This window comes from Streptomyces sp. NPDC101118 (genome assembly GCF_044759445.1).
In the GTDB taxonomy this organism is placed as follows: Bacteria; Actinomycetota; Actinomycetes; order Streptomycetales; family Streptomycetaceae; genus Streptomyces.
This window is the reverse complement of the sequence record NZ_JBIVZG010000018.1, coordinates 1-16,396: the sequence shown is the minus strand read 5'-3', so window position 1 is coordinate 16,396 and position 16,396 is coordinate 1. Positions and strand designations below refer to the sequence as shown.

Sequence of the window (16,396 nt, the reverse complement as noted above, 5' to 3'; positions counted from 1 at the left end):
CGGAGCCCGGAGGGGACACGGCGGGGCGGGAGCCCGGGAGGGCACCCGCCCCGACGCGTCAGGTCGTACGGCGCCGCCGCGCCCCCGGCCGACGCTCGCTCGGACGGGCAACGGCCTCGCCGGCCGCCTTCGCCGCCTCCCGCCGCGCGATCCCGTACTCCGCCAGCGCCTCCGCCAGCTTCGAGACCGACGGCTCCGGTGAGAGGACGTCCACCCGCAGCCCGTGCTCCTCGGCGGTCTTCGCCGTGGCCGGACCGATACAGGCGATCACCGTCACGTTGTGCGGCTTCCCGGCGATGCCCACCAGGTTCCGCACGGTCGACGACGAGGTGAAGAGCACCGCGTCGAAGCCGCCGCCCTTGATCGCCTCGCGGGTCTCGGCCGGCGGCGGCGACGCCCGCACGGTGCGGTACGCCGTGACGTCGTCGACCTCCCAGCCCAGCTCGATCAGGCCCGCCACCAGCGTCTCGGTGGCGATGTCGGCGCGCGGCAGGAAGACGCGGTCGATCGGGTCGAAGACCGGGTCGTACGGCGGCCAGTCATCCAGCAGCCCGGCGGCCGACTGCTCGCCGCTCGGCACCAGGTCCGGCTTCACGCCGAACTCGACCAGCGCGGCCGCGGTCTGCTCGCCCACCGCGGCGACCTTGATGCCCGCGAAGGCACGCGCGTCGAGCCCGTACTCCTCGAACTTCTCCCGCACCGCCTTGACCGCGTTGACCGAGGTGAAGGCGATCCACTCGTACCGGCCGGTGACCAGGCCCTTGACCGCCCGCTCCATCTGCTGCGGGGTGCGCGGGGGCTCGACGGCGATGGTCGGCACCTCGTGCGGCACCGCGCCGTAGCTGCGCAGCTGGTCGGAGAGCGAGGCCGCCTGCTCCTTCGTACGCGGGACCAGGACGCGCCAGCCGAACAGCGGCTTCGACTCGAACCAGGCCAGCTCGTCGCGGCGGGCGGCCGTGCTGTGCTCACCGACCACGGCTATCACCGGGCGGTGGCCCTCCGGGGAGGGGAGCACCTTGCCCTGCTTGAAGACCTGGGCGATGGAGCCCAGCGTCGCCGTCCAGGTGCGCTGGCGCGTGGTCGTGCCGGCGACCGTGACGGTCAGCGGGGTGTCGGGCTTGCGGCCCGCCGTGACCAGCTCGGCCGCGGCGGCGGACACCGTCTCCAGGGTCGCGGACACCACGAGCGTGCCGTCGCTCGTGCCGGCCTCGGTCCAGCAGCGCGCGTTGGCGGTGCGGGCGTCCACGAAGCGGACGTCGGTACCGGCCGTGTCGCGCAGCGGGACACCGGCGTACGCGGGCACGCCGACGGCCGTCGCGACGCCCGGGACCACCTCGAAGGGGATGCCCTCCGTGGCGCACGCGAGCATTTCCTCGGCGGCGTTGCCGTCGAGGCCGGGGTCGCCGGTGACCGCACGGACGACCCGCCTGCCGGAGCGCGCGGCCTCCATGACAAGATTGGCGGCGTCCCGGATCACCGGCACACCGGCGGCTGCTGACGCCTCGTCAGCGACCGTCAGCTGCGGCGTGTCGACATTTGCCCGCGCATGCGTGCGTACGACGTCGAGCACCTCGGGCTCCGCGATCAGTACGTCCGCCGCGCCGAGCGCCTCGACGGCGCGCAGCGTGAGCAGTCCCGGGTCGCCGGGGCCGGCACCAAGGAAGGTGACGTGCCCCTGGACGGCGACGGCCGGAAGCGCGGAGGTGGTGGAACTTGTGGGGCTCAAAGTGCTCGCTCCCCCATCAGACCGGCCGCGCCCTTGGCCAGCATCTCGTCCGCGAGTTCGCGGCCGAGCGCCAGCGCCTCGTCGTACGACTGGGGCACGGAACCGGTGGTGGACAGCTGCACCAGCGTCGAGCCGTCGGTGGTGCCGACGACGCCGCGCAGGCGCATTTCGTTGACAACCTGGCCGTCGGCCAGCAGATCGGCGAGCGCACCCACAGGTGCACTGCAACCGGCCTCCAGGGCGGCGAGCAGGGAACGCTCGGCGGTCACGGCGGCCCGGGTGTGCGGGTCGTCGAGCTTTCCGAGCACGGCGATGAGGTCCGCGTTGTCCGCGGTGCACTCGATGGCCAGGGCACCCTGGCCGGGGGCGGGCAGCACGTTGTCGACCGACAGGAAGTCGGTCACCTCCGCGCTCATGCCCACGCGGTTGAGGCCGGCGGCGGCCAGGACCACGGCGTCGAGCTCGCCGCTGCGCACGAACCCGATGCGGGTGTCCACGTTGCCGCGGATGGCGACGGTCTCGATGCTCTTGCCGAGCTGCCGGGCGTAGTGGTTCAGCTGGGCCATGCGGCGCGGCGAACCGGTGCCGACCCGGGCGCCGTCGGGCAGCTGCTCGAAGGTCATGCCGTCGCGGGCCACGAGGACGTCACGCGGGTCCTCGCGGCGCGGGATGGCCGCCAGCACCAGCTCCGCGGGCTGCGCGGTGGGCAGGTCCTTGAGGGAGTGCACCGCGAAGTCGACCTCGCCGCGCAGCAGGGCGTCGCGCAGGGCGGTCACGAAGACGCCGGTGCCGCCGATCTGCGCGAGGTTCTCGCGGGAGACGTCCCCGTAGGTCGTGATCTCCACGAGCTCGACGGGCCGGCCGGTCAGGGCGCGCACCGCGTCGGCGACGTGCCCGGACTGGGCCATGGCCAGCTTGCTGCGCCGCGTCCCGAGCTTGAGGGGCCTCTGGTCAGGGGCTGAGTTCGCTGAGTTCATGATGCCGGTCCTGTGTTCTTTACGCGGCTGACGGCGGCCACCGTCTCCGGGTCGAGGTCGAAGAGTTCCCGCAGTGCTTCGGCGTACCCGGCGCCACCGGGCTCGCTGGCGAGCTGCTTGACCCGCACGGTGGGCGCGTGCAGGAGCTTGTCGACGACGCGGCGGACGGTCTGGGTGACCTCCGCCCGCTGGCGCTCGTCGAGATCGGGCAGCCGGCCGTCGAGTCGCGCCACCTCGCTCGCCACGACCTCGGCGGCCATGGCGCGCAGGGCGACGACGGTCGGGGTGATGTGCGCGGCCCGCTGGGCCGCGCCGAAGGCCGCCACCTCGTCGGCGACGATCTCCTTGACGAGCTCCACGTCCGTGGCCATGGGGGCGTCCGCGGAGGCCTCGGCGAGCGACTCGATGTCGACGAGCCGTACGCCGGGGATGCGGTGCACGGCGGCGTCGATGTCCCGGGGCATGGCGAGGTCGAGCAGCGCGAGCCGTACGGCACCGCCGGCCTGCGCGGGCACGGCGGCCCGCCGCACCGGCTGCCGCCCGGCGGCCTCGGCCCGGTCGGCCCACGCCCCGTGCAGCTCCAGCGAGCTGGCGTCGACCCCGGCAATGGCGGCCCGCCCGCTCGCTCCCGCGGGGGCGAAGTCGACGGGGCACGCGTCGGCGCCGGCGGCTTCGGCCGTCAGCGTCCGCGCGGCACCCGCGTCGGCGAGGCGCCCGAGCCGCGCGGCGGCCTCGGCCAGCCGCGCGACGACGGCGGGATCGGCGGCCACGACCGGGCCGGGGGTGCGGGGGCCGGGGGCGGAGCCCGCGGTCTCGGAAAGGGAGGGCTCCGCGCGGACGGAACCGACGGCGGCGGCCACGTCGTCCTCCGTGAGGACGAGCCCGGTGGCTCCGGTGCAGGACACCGCCACGTCGACTCGTGTCAGCTCACGCCCGACGGAGTCCATCGCGACGGCCCGCGCCGCCACCTTCTCCCCGAGGATCTCGACGAGCCGCTCGGCCCGCTCCAGGGTCCGGTTGGCGACCACGACCTCGGCCACGCCCAGCCGCGCGAGCGTCGCCGCGGCCAGCGAGGACATCGAGCCGGCACCGATCACCAGCGCCCGCTTGCCCGCGGCCCACGCCTCCACCGGCACGTCCACGGCCAGCTGCTCCAGGCCGAAGGTCACCAGCGACTGCCCGGCCCGGTCGATGCCGGTCTCGGAGTGCGCCCGCTTGCCGACCCGCAGCGCCTGCTGGAAGAGGTCGTTGATCAGCCGGCCCGCGGTGTGGAGCTCCTGCCCCAGCGCGAGCGCGTCCTTGATCTGGCCCAGGATCTGGCCCTCGCCGACGACCATCGAGTCCAGCCCGCACGCCACCGAGAAGAGGTGGTGGACGGCCCGGTCCTCGTAGTGCACGTAGAGGTACGGGGTCAGTTCCTCCAGAGCCACCCCGCTGTGCTGCGCGAGCAGCGTCGACAGCTCGGCGACGCCGGCGTGGAACTTGTCCACGTCCGCGTACAGCTCGATCCGGTTGCACGTGGCGAGCACCGCCGCCTCCGTGGCCGGCTCCGCCGCCAGCGTGTCGTGCAGCAGCTTCACCTTGGCGTCGGCGGTCAGCGCGGCCCGCTCCAGCACGCTGACCGGCGCGCTGCGGTGGCTCAGCCCAACGACGAGCAGACTCATGCCGGCATCACCGCCGGTACGTCGCCCTCCGGGCCGCCGCCCTTGCGCCCGGCACCGGTCGCGGCGCCGCCACCGGCGGCGGGGCGCGGCGCGCCGGACGCGGGAGCGGCAGGGGCCGGAGCAGAAGAAGAGGAGGCGGCAGGGGCCGGAGCAGCAGCGGAAGGCGCCGCAGCACCGCCCGCCGGCTCCTCGCCCGCCTTGCGCTGCTCGTGGAAGGCCAGGATCTGCAGCTCGATGGAGAGGTCGACCTTCCGCACGTCGACGCCCTCGGGCACGGACAGCACGGTCGGCGCGAAGTTCAGGATGGAGGTGACGCCGGCGGCGACCAGCCGGTCGCAGACCTGCTGGGCAGCGCCCGCCGGGGTCGCGATGACGCCGATCGAGACGCCGTTCTCGTCGATGATCTTCTCGAGGTCGTCGGTGTGCTGCACCGGCATTCCGGCCACCGGCTTCCCGGCCATCGCGGGATCGGCGTCGATGAGCGCGGCCACGCGGAAACCACGGGACGCGAACCCGCCGTAATTGGCCAGGGCGGCGCCGAGGTTGCCGATGCCGACGATGACGACCGGCCAGTCCTGCGTGAGGCCCAGCTCACGGGAGATCTGGTAGACGAGGTACTCGACGTCGTAGCCGACACCGCGGGTGCCGTAGGAGCCGAGGTAGGAGAAGTCCTTGCGCAGCTTGGCGGAGTTGACCCCCGCGGCAGCGGCGAGCTCCTCCGAGGAGACCGTGGGCACCGAGCGCTCGGACAGCGCGGTCAGGGCCCGCAGGTACAGCGGAAGCCGGGCGACAGTGGCCTCGGGAATGCCTCGGCTGCGGGTCGCCGGTCGGTGATTTCGGCCAGTTGCCACGATGCTCCTGCGGGATGAGCGGGGCTGCAGGCGGTCCTTTGTCCCATGACCGCCCCGTCGACAGCAGGCTATGTCTTTGTGAACGCGTGCACAAAGATTGTGTCCAATTTGTCCGACCAAAGTGATGGGGGTCACGCGTTCCGGCCACGAGCTGCGGGAACTACCGGCCGACGCCGCGCGTCCTCGTCCCGACGGGGGCAAAGCGGAACACACTCCTCTTCGATACGCCCCCGATACCGCTCAAATCGCCCTGAATGGTAACCGCACGGCGCGCCGGCCCCCCGACACCGGAACCTCAGCCGGCCAGCGCCTTCCGCAGCCGCTCCGGATTCACCCGCCAGAAGGTGTGCTGCTCACCGTCGACGAGGACCACCGGAATCTGCTCCCAGTGCCTGCGGTAGAGCTCCTCGTCCTGGGTGATGTCCTTCTTCTCCCACGAGGCGCCCGTCTCCGCGCACACCTTCTCGATCACTTCCTGTGCCACGTCACACAGGTGGCAGCCCGGCTTCCCGATGAGCGTCACCATCCGCTCCCCGGGAGCCTTCTTTTCCTTACGGCGCAGCAGAGGACTCATACGGCCATTCTCGCGCGGCGTCCGCGGTGCGGAACGGCCCGGCCGATGTCGCCAGTGTTCACACAGCCGTTTCCGCACGGTTCGGGAACACCCGAACACAATGGCTATCCTCACCTCATGGCCGCTCCCGGATGGCTCACCCGCCGTAACCGCCCCGCGACCGCGCGGAGCGTGCTCGCGGGCGAGGCCTCCGCCGAGGCCGCGCGCAAGACCTCCGCCCAGTACGCGGAGCCCGCCGCGCCGGAGGCCCCCGAGGCGGCGCCGGAGGAACCGGAGTTCCCCGTCGCCGGGGACGAGCGCGCCGCCGCCTTCTTCGACCTCGACAACACCGTCATGCAGGGCGCGGCGATCTTCCACTTCGGCCGGGGCCTCTACAAGCGCGAGTTCTTCCAGCGCCGCGAACTCGCCCGCTTCGCCTGGCAGCAGGCCTGGTTCCGGATCGCCGGGGTCGAGGACCCCGAGCACATGCAGGACGCCCGCGACAGCGCCCTCTCCATCGTCAAGGGCCACCGCGTCTCCGAACTGATGGTCATCGGCGAGGAGATCTACGACGAGTACATGGCGGAGCGGATCTGGCCGGGCACCCGCGCCCTGGCCCAGGCCCACCTCGACGCCGGCCAGAAGGTCTGGCTCGTGACGGCCGCCCCGGTCGAGACGGCCACCATCATCGCCCGGCGGCTCGGCCTGACCGGCGCCCTCGGCACGGTCGCGGAGTCCGTCGACGGCGTCTACACGGGCAGGCTCGTCGGCGAGCCGCTGCACGGACCCGCGAAGGCCGAGGCCGTCCGCGCCCTCGCCGCCGCCGAGGGCCTCGACCTGGCGCGCTGCGCCGCGTACAGCGATTCGCACAACGACATCCCCATGCTGTCGTTGGTCGGACATCCGTACGCGATCAATCCCGACACAAAACTGCGCAAGCATGCCCGGGCCAACGAGTGGCGGCTGCGCGACTATCGGACCGGCCGCAAGGCGGCCAGGGTCGGCATCCCCGCGGCGGCCGGAGTGGGCGCCCTGGCGGGCGGCACGGCGGCCGCGGTCGCCCTGCACCGGCGCCGCAGGTAGCCGCCCGCGGACCCCCGCGGCCACCGCCCGTACGACGGGCATTCCCCCGGTTCTGCCCGCAGGACACGCGGGGCACACGGGTGCTTTCGAGTCGGCCACAACACGCCCTGGAAGCAGGCATTCCGCGTACAGAAGTGATCACCAGCCGATCACTATCCGCGATCGAATATGCCCTCGACACGCAACAGAAGCGTCGGAATCGATGATTTGAGCAACTGGGTGTAGCGCTGCCTGTACGAAGCGTTATTCTCCTCAAACGCATACGGGCCCCCTCTCCGTCGCCCCACCACTGGTCGGCGAGTCAACGGTCCGCACTGCACGTGATGGAAGCTCTGCCTCTGGGAGTCCCGTGTACCCACCTGTCGGGGTTGACGCCTCGGGCCTGGCTACGCTCCGCGCAACGGTCCTCGGCCACTTGCGCGGCTTCGTCCCCACCGCGTACGCCCTACCCGCCTTCGCCGCCGCGGTCCCCGCCGGAATCGGCCCTGCCGGTCCCTGCTACGCCCTGGCCGACGGCGGAGCGACCGTGGGCAGACGAGGCCGGGGGAGCACCGGTACGAGCACGTCGACCGCCCGCCGCCCCACCGCGGACAGCGACAGCGCCCGCATGATGGACCTGGTCGAACGCGCCCAGAACGGCGAGGCCGAGGCCTTCGGCCGGCTGTACGACCAGTACAGCGACACGGTCTACCGCTACATCTACTACCGCGTCGGCGGCAAGGCGACGGCGGAGGATCTCACCAGCGAGACCTTCCTGCGCGCGCTGCGCCGCATCTCCACCTTCACCTGGCAGGGCCGGGACTTCGGTGCCTGGCTCGTGACGATCGCGCGCAACCTGGTCGCCGACCACTTCAAGTCCAGCCGCTTCCGGCTGGAGGTGACCACCGGCGAGATGCTCGACGCCAACGAGGTCGAGCGCAGCCCCGAAGACTCCGTCCTGGAGTCCCTGTCCAACGCGGCCCTGCTGGAGGCCGTACGGAAACTCAATCCTCAGCAGCAGGAGTGCGTGACACTGCGCTTCCTGCAGGGCCTCTCGGTGGCCGAGACGGCCAGGGTGATGGGCAAGAACGAGGGTGCCATCAAGACCCTCCAGTACCGGGCCGTCCGCACGCTGGCCCGACTGCTGCCGGACGACGCCCGCTGATCCCAACTCACATCCGGTGACCCCTGTATGACGCTGTGGTCCGATCATCCTTCGTCCGTAACCCAAGTGCCGCGCCGCTCGTTGTGCGGAATGCAGACTCCCTGTGGACACGCCCTGCCTGCGGTCGCTCACTCGAAAGAGTGGATGTGCTCAAGCCGGGCAACCATCCGGACACACAGGGGAGTCGATCGTCATGACGAGAGGAGGTGCCGCCAGTGATCGCGAACGTTTCGGCGCACCGGCGGGCGAACGCCTTCGCCCAGGCCCTGGAGGATCGGACGCTGTCCGATCCCGCGGAGACGGCGGCCGAGCAGCCCGACGCGCCTGCCGACCCGGCTGAACCGGCTGATTACGACCGGATGTTGGCCCTGGCGAACGTGCTCGACGCGCTACCGCGCCCGGAGTTGGACCCCGAGGTCAAGGTGGTGCAGCGAGCGCAGCTCGTGGCCGCCATGGAGACCATGGTGATGGAGGGAACCTTCGGAGCGGGTGCTTCGACGGACCCTCAGGTGCCCGAACAGCGGACCGGCCGTGGCGCCCACCGGGCGACCTCGCTCCGGAAGTTGCGGCCCCGCTCCCGCTGGTCGAAGGGCATCGCTGCGGGCGGTCTCACCGTCGGTGTGGCCGCAGGGGCCTTCAGCGGAGTGGCCGCTGCCAGTACCGACGCACTGCCGGGTGACTCCCTCTACCCCGTGAAGCGCGGGATGGAAGACCTCAAACTCGGTATGGCCGAGGACGATTCGGACCGGGGCGAGCTCTATCTGGACCAGGCCTCGACCAGGCTCCACGAGGCCCGGCGCCTCATGGAGCGCGGCAGGTCCGGGGCGCTCGACCACGAATCGCTGGGCGAGATCAGGCGCGCGCTGTCCGGGATGAAGCACGACGCCGAGCAAGGCCACCGCCTGCTCCACGCCGAGTACGAGCGGGACGGCTCCCTGGGCGCGATCCAGGCGCTGTCCTCGTTCTCGCGCTCGCACCGCGAGGCCTGGGGTCAGCTGCGTGAGCGGCTGCCCGCCCAGCTCACCGACGTCGGTGACGAGGTGAACTCGGTCTTCGACGCCATAGACGACGAGGTCGCGCCGCTGCAGTCGCTGCTGCCCAAGACGCCCGAGCAGCACCGTCAGGCCAAGTCGTCCGGCGGCGGCACCGCGGACCAGGGCACCGGCCGGGCCGAGCCCGGCGGCCGGCACGCCGCTCCTTCGGCGTCCCCGGACGCCCAGGGCCGCACGCCGGAGCGCCCGGCGCCCAGCGACTCGGGCGACGACGACTCCGAAGGCCTGCTCGGCGGCGGTACGGGCGACCTGCTCGACCCGCCCAAGGAGTCGACGACCACGCCGCCGGCCACGTCCCCGTCCTCCCCGAAGCCGGACATCACCCTCCCGCCCATCCTGCCGGGGATCCTCCCGGGCCTGGGTCTGGGCGCAGAGGACGCGGAGTAGGACACGCACGAGGGGTGGGGCACCGGAGAACCGGCGCCCCACCCCTCGGCATGCGTTCAACGCGGCACGCCTCCAAGGCGGCCTGCGCTCAGAAGAAGACCGACCTCCGCTGCACCAGCAGCTTGTACAGCGTGTGCTGGATCTGCTCCCGCACCTGGTCGGTCAGGTTGAACATCAGCATCGGGTCCTCCGCCGCCTCCGGCGGGTACCCGTCCGTCGGGATCGGCTCCCCGAACTGGATCGTCCACTTCGTCGGCAGCGGCACCGCCCCCAGCGGCCCCAGCCACGGGAAGGTCGGCGTCACCGGGAAGTACGGCAGCCCGAACAGCCGCGCCAGCGTCTTCGCGTTCCCGATCATGGGGTAGATCTCCTCCGCCCCCACGATCGAGCACGGCACGATCGGCGTCCCCGCGCGCAGCGCCGTCGAGACGAACCCGCCCCGGCCGAACCGCTGGAGCTTGTACCGCTCGCCGAACGGCTTCCCTATCCCCTTGAAGCCCTCGGGCATCACGCCCACCAGCTCCCCGGCCTCCAGCAGCCGCTGCGCGTCCTCCGCGCACGCCAGCGTGTGCCCGGCCTTCCGCGCCAGCTCGTTGACGACCGGCAGCATGAACACCAGGTCCGCGGCCAGCAGCCGCAGGTGCCGCTGCGCCGGGTGCCGGTCGTGCACGGCGACCTGGAGCATCAGACCGTCCAGCGGCAGCGTCCCGGAGTGGTTGGCGACGATCAGCGCCCCGCCCTCCGCGGGGATGTTCTCGACGCCCTTCACCTCGACCCGGAAGTACCCGTCGTACAGGGGCCGCAGCAGCGACATGAGCACCTGGTCGGTGAGCTCCTTGTCGTAGCCGAACTCGTCGACCTCGTACTCGCCCGTCAGGCGCCGCCGCAGGAAGGCCAGTCCGCTCGCGATGCGCCGGTCCCAGCCCTCCGCCGCCCCCGGGCCTCCGCCGGCCGCCTCGGGCTCCTCGGGGCCCGTGGGCTCCTCCGGAGCCTCCGGCGCGACCACCGACACCGGCGCCTCGCGCCCGCCCCGCCGCCCCCCGGCTCGGCCGCGCCGCGGCGCCCTGCGCGGCCGCTCACGGTCCTCGTCGAACGGGATGACCTTGGCATCCGCCATCACAACAGCGCCCCTCTCAGACGGTCGACGGTACGTCCCAGCGCCTCCGGCGGCAGCAGCCCCGGCCCGCGGCTCCGCGCGAAGTCCGCGAAGGTCTCGGCGGTCGTGTACGAGGGCTCGAAGCCCAGCACCTCGCGCATCTGCGTGGTCTGCACGACCCTCCCGTGCGTGAGCAGCCGGATCTGCTCCGGCGAGAAGTCGGCGAAGCCCACCGTGCGCAGCGCCTGGCCCACCCACGTGACCGCGGGCAGCAGCAGCGGCACCGTCGGCCGCCCCAGCCGCCGCGAGCACTGCGAGAGCAACAGCACGCCGTCGCCGGCGATGTTGAACGTACCGCTGTTCAGCGTGCCGCGCCGCGGCTCGCCCGAGGCCAGTTCCAGCACGTCCACCACGTCGTCCTCGTGGACGAACTGGAGCCGCGGGTCGTAGCCCAGCACCGTGGGCATCACCGGCATCGAGAAGAACTCGGCCAGCGCGGAGTCGGCGCGGGGGCCCAGGATGTTCGCGAAGCGCAGCACACAGACCGCCACGTCGGGCCTGCGGCGCGCGAAGCCGCGTACGTACCCCTCGACCTCGACGGCGTCCTTGGCGAACCCGCCGCCGGGCAGCGCCTTCGGCTGGGTGGTCTCCGTGAACACCGCGGGATCGCGCGGCGCGGCCCCGTACACGCTCGTGGTCGACTTCACGACCAGCCGGCGGACCGTCGGGGACTTCTGGCAGGCGCCGAGCAGCTGCATGGTCCCGATGACGTTGGCCTCCTTCACGGAGGTCCGGCCGCCGCCGCCCAGCGGGGGACTGCCGGTGACCGCGAGGTGCACGACGGTGTCCACGGCGTGTTCGGCGAGGATCCGCGCGATCGACGGCTGTCTGATGTCGGCCTGGAGGAAGACCGCCGAGCCGAGCCGCCGGTCGGGCTCCTCGGTGTCCACCGCGATGACCCGCTCCACGTCCGGGTCCCGCTGGATCCGCCGCACGAAGCGGCTGCCCAGCTGCCGGGCGGCCCCGGTGACCAGCACGACCTTGCCCACGATCAGCGCCTCCCCTTCGATGCCGGACGCGCGGCCGCGAGCGGCCCGCGCGGGCATGCGTTCCCTGGGCCCTTATACACCGCGGCCCCTCCACCAAAGGATGGTGGAGGGGCCGCGGAGAACACGTACAGACGCCGTTTACTTCTTGTTACGGCGCTGGACGCGGGTGCGCTTGAGCAGCTTGCGGTGCTTCTTCTTGGCCATCCGCTTGCGCCGCTTCTTGATAACAGAGCCCACGACTACCCTCGCTCACTTCTCTTCACTGGTGCGGGGCGTCTGGGCCCACACGACCTACGTCGGCCTAGCCTACCCGCCCGAGCTCCGAGCCTGTTAACCGAGGGGAGGCGTCAGGCCGTCTCCACCCCCACGTAGGACTCCCGGAGGTACTCGTGGACCGCGTTCTCGGGGACCCGGAAGGACCGGCCCACTCGGATCGCGGGCAGATGGCCATTGTGCACCAGGCGGTACACGGTCATCTTCGACACTCGCATCACCGAGGCGACCTCCGCCACGGTCAGGAACTGAACCTCACTGAGAGGCCTCTCGCCAGCAGCCATGACACACCTTGACCTTCCGCACCTGACGGGCACCGGCTTCCCCTCCGGTTACTCCTCGTCGTTGCGCGCTCACTCCCAGAGTAGGGGCGGGTGGTACGAGTGGGGAAGAGGAGCTACGGCCGCCGGCTCAGGCCGCGAGACTCGCCCGATCGAGTAAGTAGCGCGTGAGCGGACGGTAGTAGTCCGAACGCACGGCGTCATCAAGCGGAACGGCCACCGACACCCGCCCCTCGGCCTCGCCGACGAACAGCGCCGGGTCGTCCGTGTCGGCCAGCCCGATGGCCTCGAACCCCAGCTGACCTGCGCCGCAGACCCATCCGTGATCGCCGACGACCAGCGCCGGGAGCGGCCCTCCGGAGTCGGCCAGGGCCCCCAGGGCGACCCGAACCGGGAGCGGCGAGTGCGTGTGTGCGCCGGTCGCACTCCCGGGCGGCCGCGCTCCGGGTTCCCGCACGAGGGCGACACCCCGTACGTAATCGAGGGTGTACGGACGTACGCCGAACCGGCTCGCCATGTCGACACCGCACCCCTGCGCCGGGGTGAGGACTTCACATCCCGCCGCCGACAGCGCCTCCGCCAAACTGACGTAGAACCCCAGGAGACGGTGTGGATGACCGGTGCCGAACAGCACGGGTGCCCGCGCCGCCGCCACCTGCCGTAACCGGCTCGCGAACGCGTCGAGCGCCGCCAGGGTCCGCTCCGGATCGATGATGTCCGGGCCGCTCACGTGGCGGGGGTCCCCGGACACACCGCACTTGTCGGCCATCAGCGCCAGCAGGTCGCCCTCGCCCCAGCCCCACTCCGGGTCCAGCCCGAGCAGCGCCCGCGGATCGCGCGCCGCGAACAGGCGGTAGCTGCGCAGGCTCTCCTCACGGGAGGTCGCCACGGGCCCGGCCAACCGGGCGGCCAGCAGATGCGCACGCAGCGCGGCGGTGCTCAACACCGTTCGATGCTCCCGCACCGGCCCGGTGCCGGCACCGGAACACCGGATACGGCCCACACTTGGCCTAACCCTTTCCAGCCCGGTCCGGGCCGGGATGCGACCGGCTCAGGCCAGCAGCCCCCGCAGCGGGAAGACGGCCCGCCGGGTCGCGAGGACCGCCTGGTCGATCCGGTCCGCCGGGTCGTAACCGGCTTCCCAGTCCGCCCAGCTGACGGACCGTCCGTCCGTCATCCGCCCCGGCGCCAGCTGCCGCGTCCGCGCGTAGGCCGCCTCCCGCCACGACGCCGGCACGGCGGTCTCCGGGTCGACGGGCCGGTGCGCGGCGATCCCGACCAGGTGCGTCCACGACCTCGGTACGACGTCCACGATCGCGTACCCTCCCCCGCCCAGGGCGAGCCAGCGCCCGTCGGAGTGCTCGTGGGCCAGCGCGTGGCACGCCTCCTGCACGGCCCGCTGGGCGTCCAGCGACACCGCCAGGTGCGCGAGGGGGTCCTCGAAGTGGGTGTCGGCACCGTGCTGGGTCACCAGCACCTGCGGCCGGAAGTCCGCCAGCACCTCGGGCACCACCGCGTGGAAGGCCCGCAGCCAGCCCGCGTCCCCGGTGCCGGCCGGCAGCGCCACGTTCACCGCCGAACCCTCCGCGCCGCCGGTCTCCTCCGGCCAGCCGGTCTGCGGGAAGAGCGTCCTGGGGTGCTCGTGCAGCGAGATCGTGAGCACGCGGGGGTCGTCCCAGAAGGCCGCCTGCACGCCGTCCCCGTGGTGCACGTCGACGTCCACGTACGCCACCCGCTCGGCGCCCAGCTCCAGGAGCCGCGCGATGGCGAGGGCCGCGTCGTTGTACACGCAGAACCCGGCCGCGCCCCCCGGCATCGCGTGGTGCAGTCCGCCGGCGAAGTTCACGGCGTGTTCGGCCTCGCCGCGCCACACCGCCTCGGCGGCCGCCACGGACTGCCCGGCGATCAGCGCGGAGGCCTCGTGGATGCCGTGGAAGGCGGGGTCGTCGACGGTCCCGAGGCCGTACGAGCCGTCGGCGACGCCGGGGTCCGCCGAGACCTCCCGCACGGCGGCCACGTAGTCCTCCCGGTGCACCAGCCGCAGGGTGGAGTCACCGGCCGCCTTGGCCGCCCGCACCTCGACCTCCCGGTCGAGCCCGAAGGCCCGAACCAGGCCCATGGTCAGCGCCAGACGCGCCGGGTCCATCGGATGGCTCGGCCCGAAGTCATACCCCGTGACCGCTTCGTCCCACATCAACAGCGCGCGCCCGCTCATGCCCGCCACCGTATCGGGCGGTCTCGGAGCCGAACGAGCGGGCGTACCCGAGTGTGACAAGTACGAGGGCCATCGGTACGAGCATGGCGCCCCGGTAGCTCCACGCGTCGCCCAGGGCGCCGACGAGCGGGGAACCGACCAGGAAGCCGACGTAGTTGAAGATGTTGAGCCGCGCGATGGCGGCGTCGGAGGACCCGGGGAAGAGGCGCCCCGCGGCCGCGAAGGTCTGCGGCACGATCACGCACAGCCCGAGGCCCAGCAGCGTGAACCCGGCCATGCCGACCCAGGCCCCGGGCGCGACGGCCACGACCGCGAAACCGGCGGCGGCGAGCAGAGTCCCGCCGCGCACCACGGCCACCGCCCCGAGGCGGCGCACGCCGAGGTCGCCGACGGCCCGGCCCAGCAGGGTGGTGACCATGTAGACGTTGTAGGGGACGGTGGCCAGCTGCTCGGAGCTGCCGAGCACGTCCTGGAGGTACTTCGCGCTCCAGTTGGCGACGGTCGAGTCGCCGATGTAGGCGCAGGCCATCACCAGGCACAGCGGCAGCAGCAGCTTGAACGCGACGCCGGAGGACCCGGCAGCCTCGGTGCCCTCGCCGGCGGCCGCCCCGGGCCGGCGCTGGTCGGCGTACCAGCGGGACCCGACGAGCGCGGCGGGCAGCAGGAGCACGACGGCCGGCAGGTAGGAGACGAACAGCGACAGGTGCCAGTGGGCGCCGGCCCAGGCCGCGGAGGCACCGGCGATGCCGCCGAGGCTGTACGCGGCGTGGAACCCGAGCATGATGCTGCGGCCGTAGTCGCGCTGGAGGCTGACGCCCAGCATGTTCATGGACGCGTCCAGGGCGCCGACCGCCAGCCCGAAGGCGCCGAGCGCGACGGCCACGTGCCACATCTGGGACCCGGCGCCGACCCCGAGGAGCGCGAGCAGCACGAGCGGCTGGCTCCACCGCAGGATGGCGCTGGGCGGAACCCTGCGCACGAGCTTCTCGGTGGCCACGCTCGACACCCCGGCCAGGATCGGCACGGCGGCCAGGAAGGCCGGAAGCAGGGCGTCGGATATCCCGTACCGGTCCTGGATGGCGGGGATCCGCGTCACGAGGAGGGCGAACGTGACCCCCTGGACGAAGAAGCTGACCGCCAGGGAAGCCCGGCCGCGGCGCAGGCGCACGTCTGTCATGGCCGCACAGCGTAGGCCTCGCCGCTACCGGTGGGTAGATGGATCACATGGCCAGTTTCAGCAGTCCCGGCAGCTCGGACATGGAACCGAAGAGTCCGGTCGCCCCGGCGAGCCGGTCGGCGGGGGTCATGGCGGTGAACCCGTACACGTCCATGCCGGCGGCCACCGCGGCCTGTACGCCGAGCCGGCTGTCCTCGACCACCACGCACCGCTCGGGCGCGACGCCCATCTTCGCGGCGGCGTGGAGGAAGAGGTCCGGGGCGGGCTTGCCCTTGCCGACGTCCTCGGCGCTGAAGACGCGCGCGTCGTCGAAGTACCCGGTCAGCCCGGCGCTCCGGTGGCCGACCCGGATCCGCTCGTGGCTCCCTGAGGAGGCGAGGCAGTACGCCGTCCCGCTCGCGCGCAGTCCGTCGAGCATCTCCCGCACCCCGGGCACGGGCTGCAGCTCACGCTCGAAGGCGGCGAAGACGCGCGCGTGGAACGTGTCGTCGAACCCGTCGGGCAGCCGGCGTCCGGTCCGCTCGAGGACGAGCTCGTGCACCCGGTGCATGGCGGAGCCCATGTAGTCGCGCAGGGAGTCCTCGTAGCTGGTGGGATGCCCCAGTTCGGTCAGGTAGGCGGCCAGGAGCGTGTTGGAAATCCGCTCGCTGTCCACCAGCACGCCGTCGTTGTCGAAGATGACGAGTTCATAGCCCATGCCCCGACCCTAAACGGCCGGCACAGGCCCTGAAACGCAGAAAAGCCCCGCACCTTGATTCTTTCGAATCAGGTGAGGGGCTTTCCCACAATGATTGTTCGGCGGCGTCCTACTCTCCCACAGGGTCCCCCCTGCAGTACCATCGGCGCTGAAAGGCTTAGCTTCCGGGTT

Annotated in this window: 16 protein-coding genes and 1 rRNA gene; 3 read left to right on the top strand and 14 right to left on the bottom strand. The window is 72.3% G+C overall.

What is annotated here, in order from left to right:
* Nucleotides 1-58: 58 nt before the first annotated feature.
* The 5 genes from ACIQUQ_RS25760 to ACIQUQ_RS25740 all read right to left on the bottom strand — a co-directional run bounded on the left by ACIQUQ_RS25760 (nt 59) and on the right by ACIQUQ_RS25740 (nt 5,792).
* On the bottom strand, nt 59-1,726 hold the full coding sequence (locus ACIQUQ_RS25760) for a uroporphyrinogen-III synthase (RefSeq protein ID WP_403980133.1): 1,668 nt from the start codon (nt 1,724-1,726) through the stop codon (nt 59-61).
* Nucleotides 1,723-2,703, bottom strand: coding sequence for a hydroxymethylbilane synthase (gene hemC, locus ACIQUQ_RS25755; protein WP_403980131.1), 981 nt, complete (start codon nt 2,701-2,703; stop codon nt 1,723-1,725). Before hemC ends, ACIQUQ_RS25760 begins: the two co-directional genes overlap by 4 nt.
* Nucleotides 2,700-4,367: a glutamyl-tRNA reductase gene (locus ACIQUQ_RS25750; RefSeq protein WP_403980128.1), complete on the bottom strand. Its 1,668-nt coding sequence runs from the start codon at nt 4,365-4,367 to the stop codon at nt 2,700-2,702. The genes hemC and ACIQUQ_RS25750 overlap by 4 nt, the downstream gene beginning before the upstream one ends.
* Nucleotides 4,364-5,218 carry a redox-sensing transcriptional repressor Rex gene (locus ACIQUQ_RS25745; RefSeq protein WP_403980126.1) on the bottom strand — a complete coding sequence of 285 codons (855 nt, stop codon included), beginning with the start codon at nt 5,216-5,218 and terminating at the stop codon, nt 4,364-4,366. Before ACIQUQ_RS25745 ends, ACIQUQ_RS25750 begins: the two co-directional genes overlap by 4 nt.
* 295 nt (nt 5,219-5,513) lie before the next feature.
* The gene (locus ACIQUQ_RS25740) at nt 5,514-5,792 is read right to left on the bottom strand and encodes a glutaredoxin family protein (protein WP_403980123.1); all 279 of its coding nucleotides are present in this window, start codon (nt 5,790-5,792) and stop codon (nt 5,514-5,516) included.
* 117 nt (nt 5,793-5,909) lie between these two features.
* Between ACIQUQ_RS25740 and ACIQUQ_RS25735 the strand changes: the two genes are divergently transcribed.
* The 3 genes from ACIQUQ_RS25735 to ACIQUQ_RS25725 all read left to right on the top strand — a co-directional run bounded on the left by ACIQUQ_RS25735 (nt 5,910) and on the right by ACIQUQ_RS25725 (nt 9,437).
* Nucleotides 5,910-6,854: an HAD family hydrolase gene (locus ACIQUQ_RS25735; RefSeq protein WP_403980120.1), complete on the top strand. Its 945-nt coding sequence runs from the start codon at nt 5,910-5,912 to the stop codon at nt 6,852-6,854.
* Between the two features lie 349 nt (nt 6,855-7,203).
* Nucleotides 7,204-7,998 carry an ECF subfamily RNA polymerase sigma factor, BldN family gene (locus ACIQUQ_RS25730; protein WP_403663876.1) on the top strand — a complete coding sequence of 265 codons (795 nt, stop codon included), beginning with the start codon at nt 7,204-7,206 and terminating at the stop codon, nt 7,996-7,998.
* Between the two features lie 215 nt (nt 7,999-8,213).
* A complete protein-coding gene (locus ACIQUQ_RS25725) occupies nt 8,214-9,437 on the top strand; it encodes a DUF5667 domain-containing protein (protein WP_403980117.1) in 1,224 nt (407 codons plus the stop codon).
* Between the two features lie 88 nt (nt 9,438-9,525).
* Here ACIQUQ_RS25725 and ACIQUQ_RS25720 read toward each other — a convergent pair whose 3' ends face one another.
* The 9 genes from ACIQUQ_RS25720 to rrf form a co-directional block, all read right to left on the bottom strand.
* The gene (locus ACIQUQ_RS25720; RefSeq protein WP_403980114.1) at nt 9,526-10,554 is read right to left on the bottom strand and encodes a lysophospholipid acyltransferase family protein; all 1,029 of its coding nucleotides are present in this window, start codon (nt 10,552-10,554) and stop codon (nt 9,526-9,528) included.
* Entirely contained in the window at nt 10,554-11,582 is a 1,029-nt protein-coding gene (locus ACIQUQ_RS25715; protein WP_403980485.1) for an NAD-dependent epimerase/dehydratase family protein, read from the bottom strand. The genes ACIQUQ_RS25720 and ACIQUQ_RS25715 overlap by 1 nt, the downstream gene beginning before the upstream one ends.
* Before the next feature lie 138 nt (nt 11,583-11,720).
* Complete coding sequence (locus tag ACIQUQ_RS25710; RefSeq protein ID WP_003948845.1) at nt 11,721-11,819, bottom strand: 30S ribosomal protein bS22; 99 nt, start codon at nt 11,817-11,819, stop codon at nt 11,721-11,723.
* Between the two features lie 110 nt (nt 11,820-11,929).
* The gene (locus tag ACIQUQ_RS25705; RefSeq protein WP_158939552.1) at nt 11,930-12,139 is read right to left on the bottom strand and encodes a helix-turn-helix domain-containing protein; all 210 of its coding nucleotides are present in this window, start codon (nt 12,137-12,139) and stop codon (nt 11,930-11,932) included.
* A 127-nt stretch (nt 12,140-12,266) separates the two neighbouring features.
* Entirely contained in the window at nt 12,267-13,082 is an 816-nt protein-coding gene (locus tag ACIQUQ_RS25700) for a phosphatase (protein WP_403980111.1), read from the bottom strand.
* Nucleotides 13,083-13,187: 105 nt separating this feature from the next.
* Complete coding sequence (locus ACIQUQ_RS25695; RefSeq protein WP_403980108.1) at nt 13,188-14,351, bottom strand: acetoin utilization protein AcuC; 1,164 nt, start codon at nt 14,349-14,351, stop codon at nt 13,188-13,190.
* A complete protein-coding gene (locus ACIQUQ_RS25690; RefSeq protein ID WP_403980105.1) occupies nt 14,302-15,528 on the bottom strand; it encodes an MFS transporter in 1,227 nt (408 codons plus the stop codon). The genes ACIQUQ_RS25695 and ACIQUQ_RS25690 overlap by 50 nt, the downstream gene beginning before the upstream one ends.
* 43 nt (nt 15,529-15,571) lie before the next feature.
* Nucleotides 15,572-16,225 (bottom strand): HAD family hydrolase, encoded by a 654-nt coding sequence (locus ACIQUQ_RS25685; RefSeq protein WP_403980102.1) that lies wholly within the window; start codon nt 16,223-16,225, stop codon nt 15,572-15,574.
* Nucleotides 16,226-16,321: 96 nt separating this feature from the next.
* Nucleotides 16,322-16,396 (bottom strand): 5S ribosomal RNA (gene rrf / locus ACIQUQ_RS25680); the annotation flags it as partial.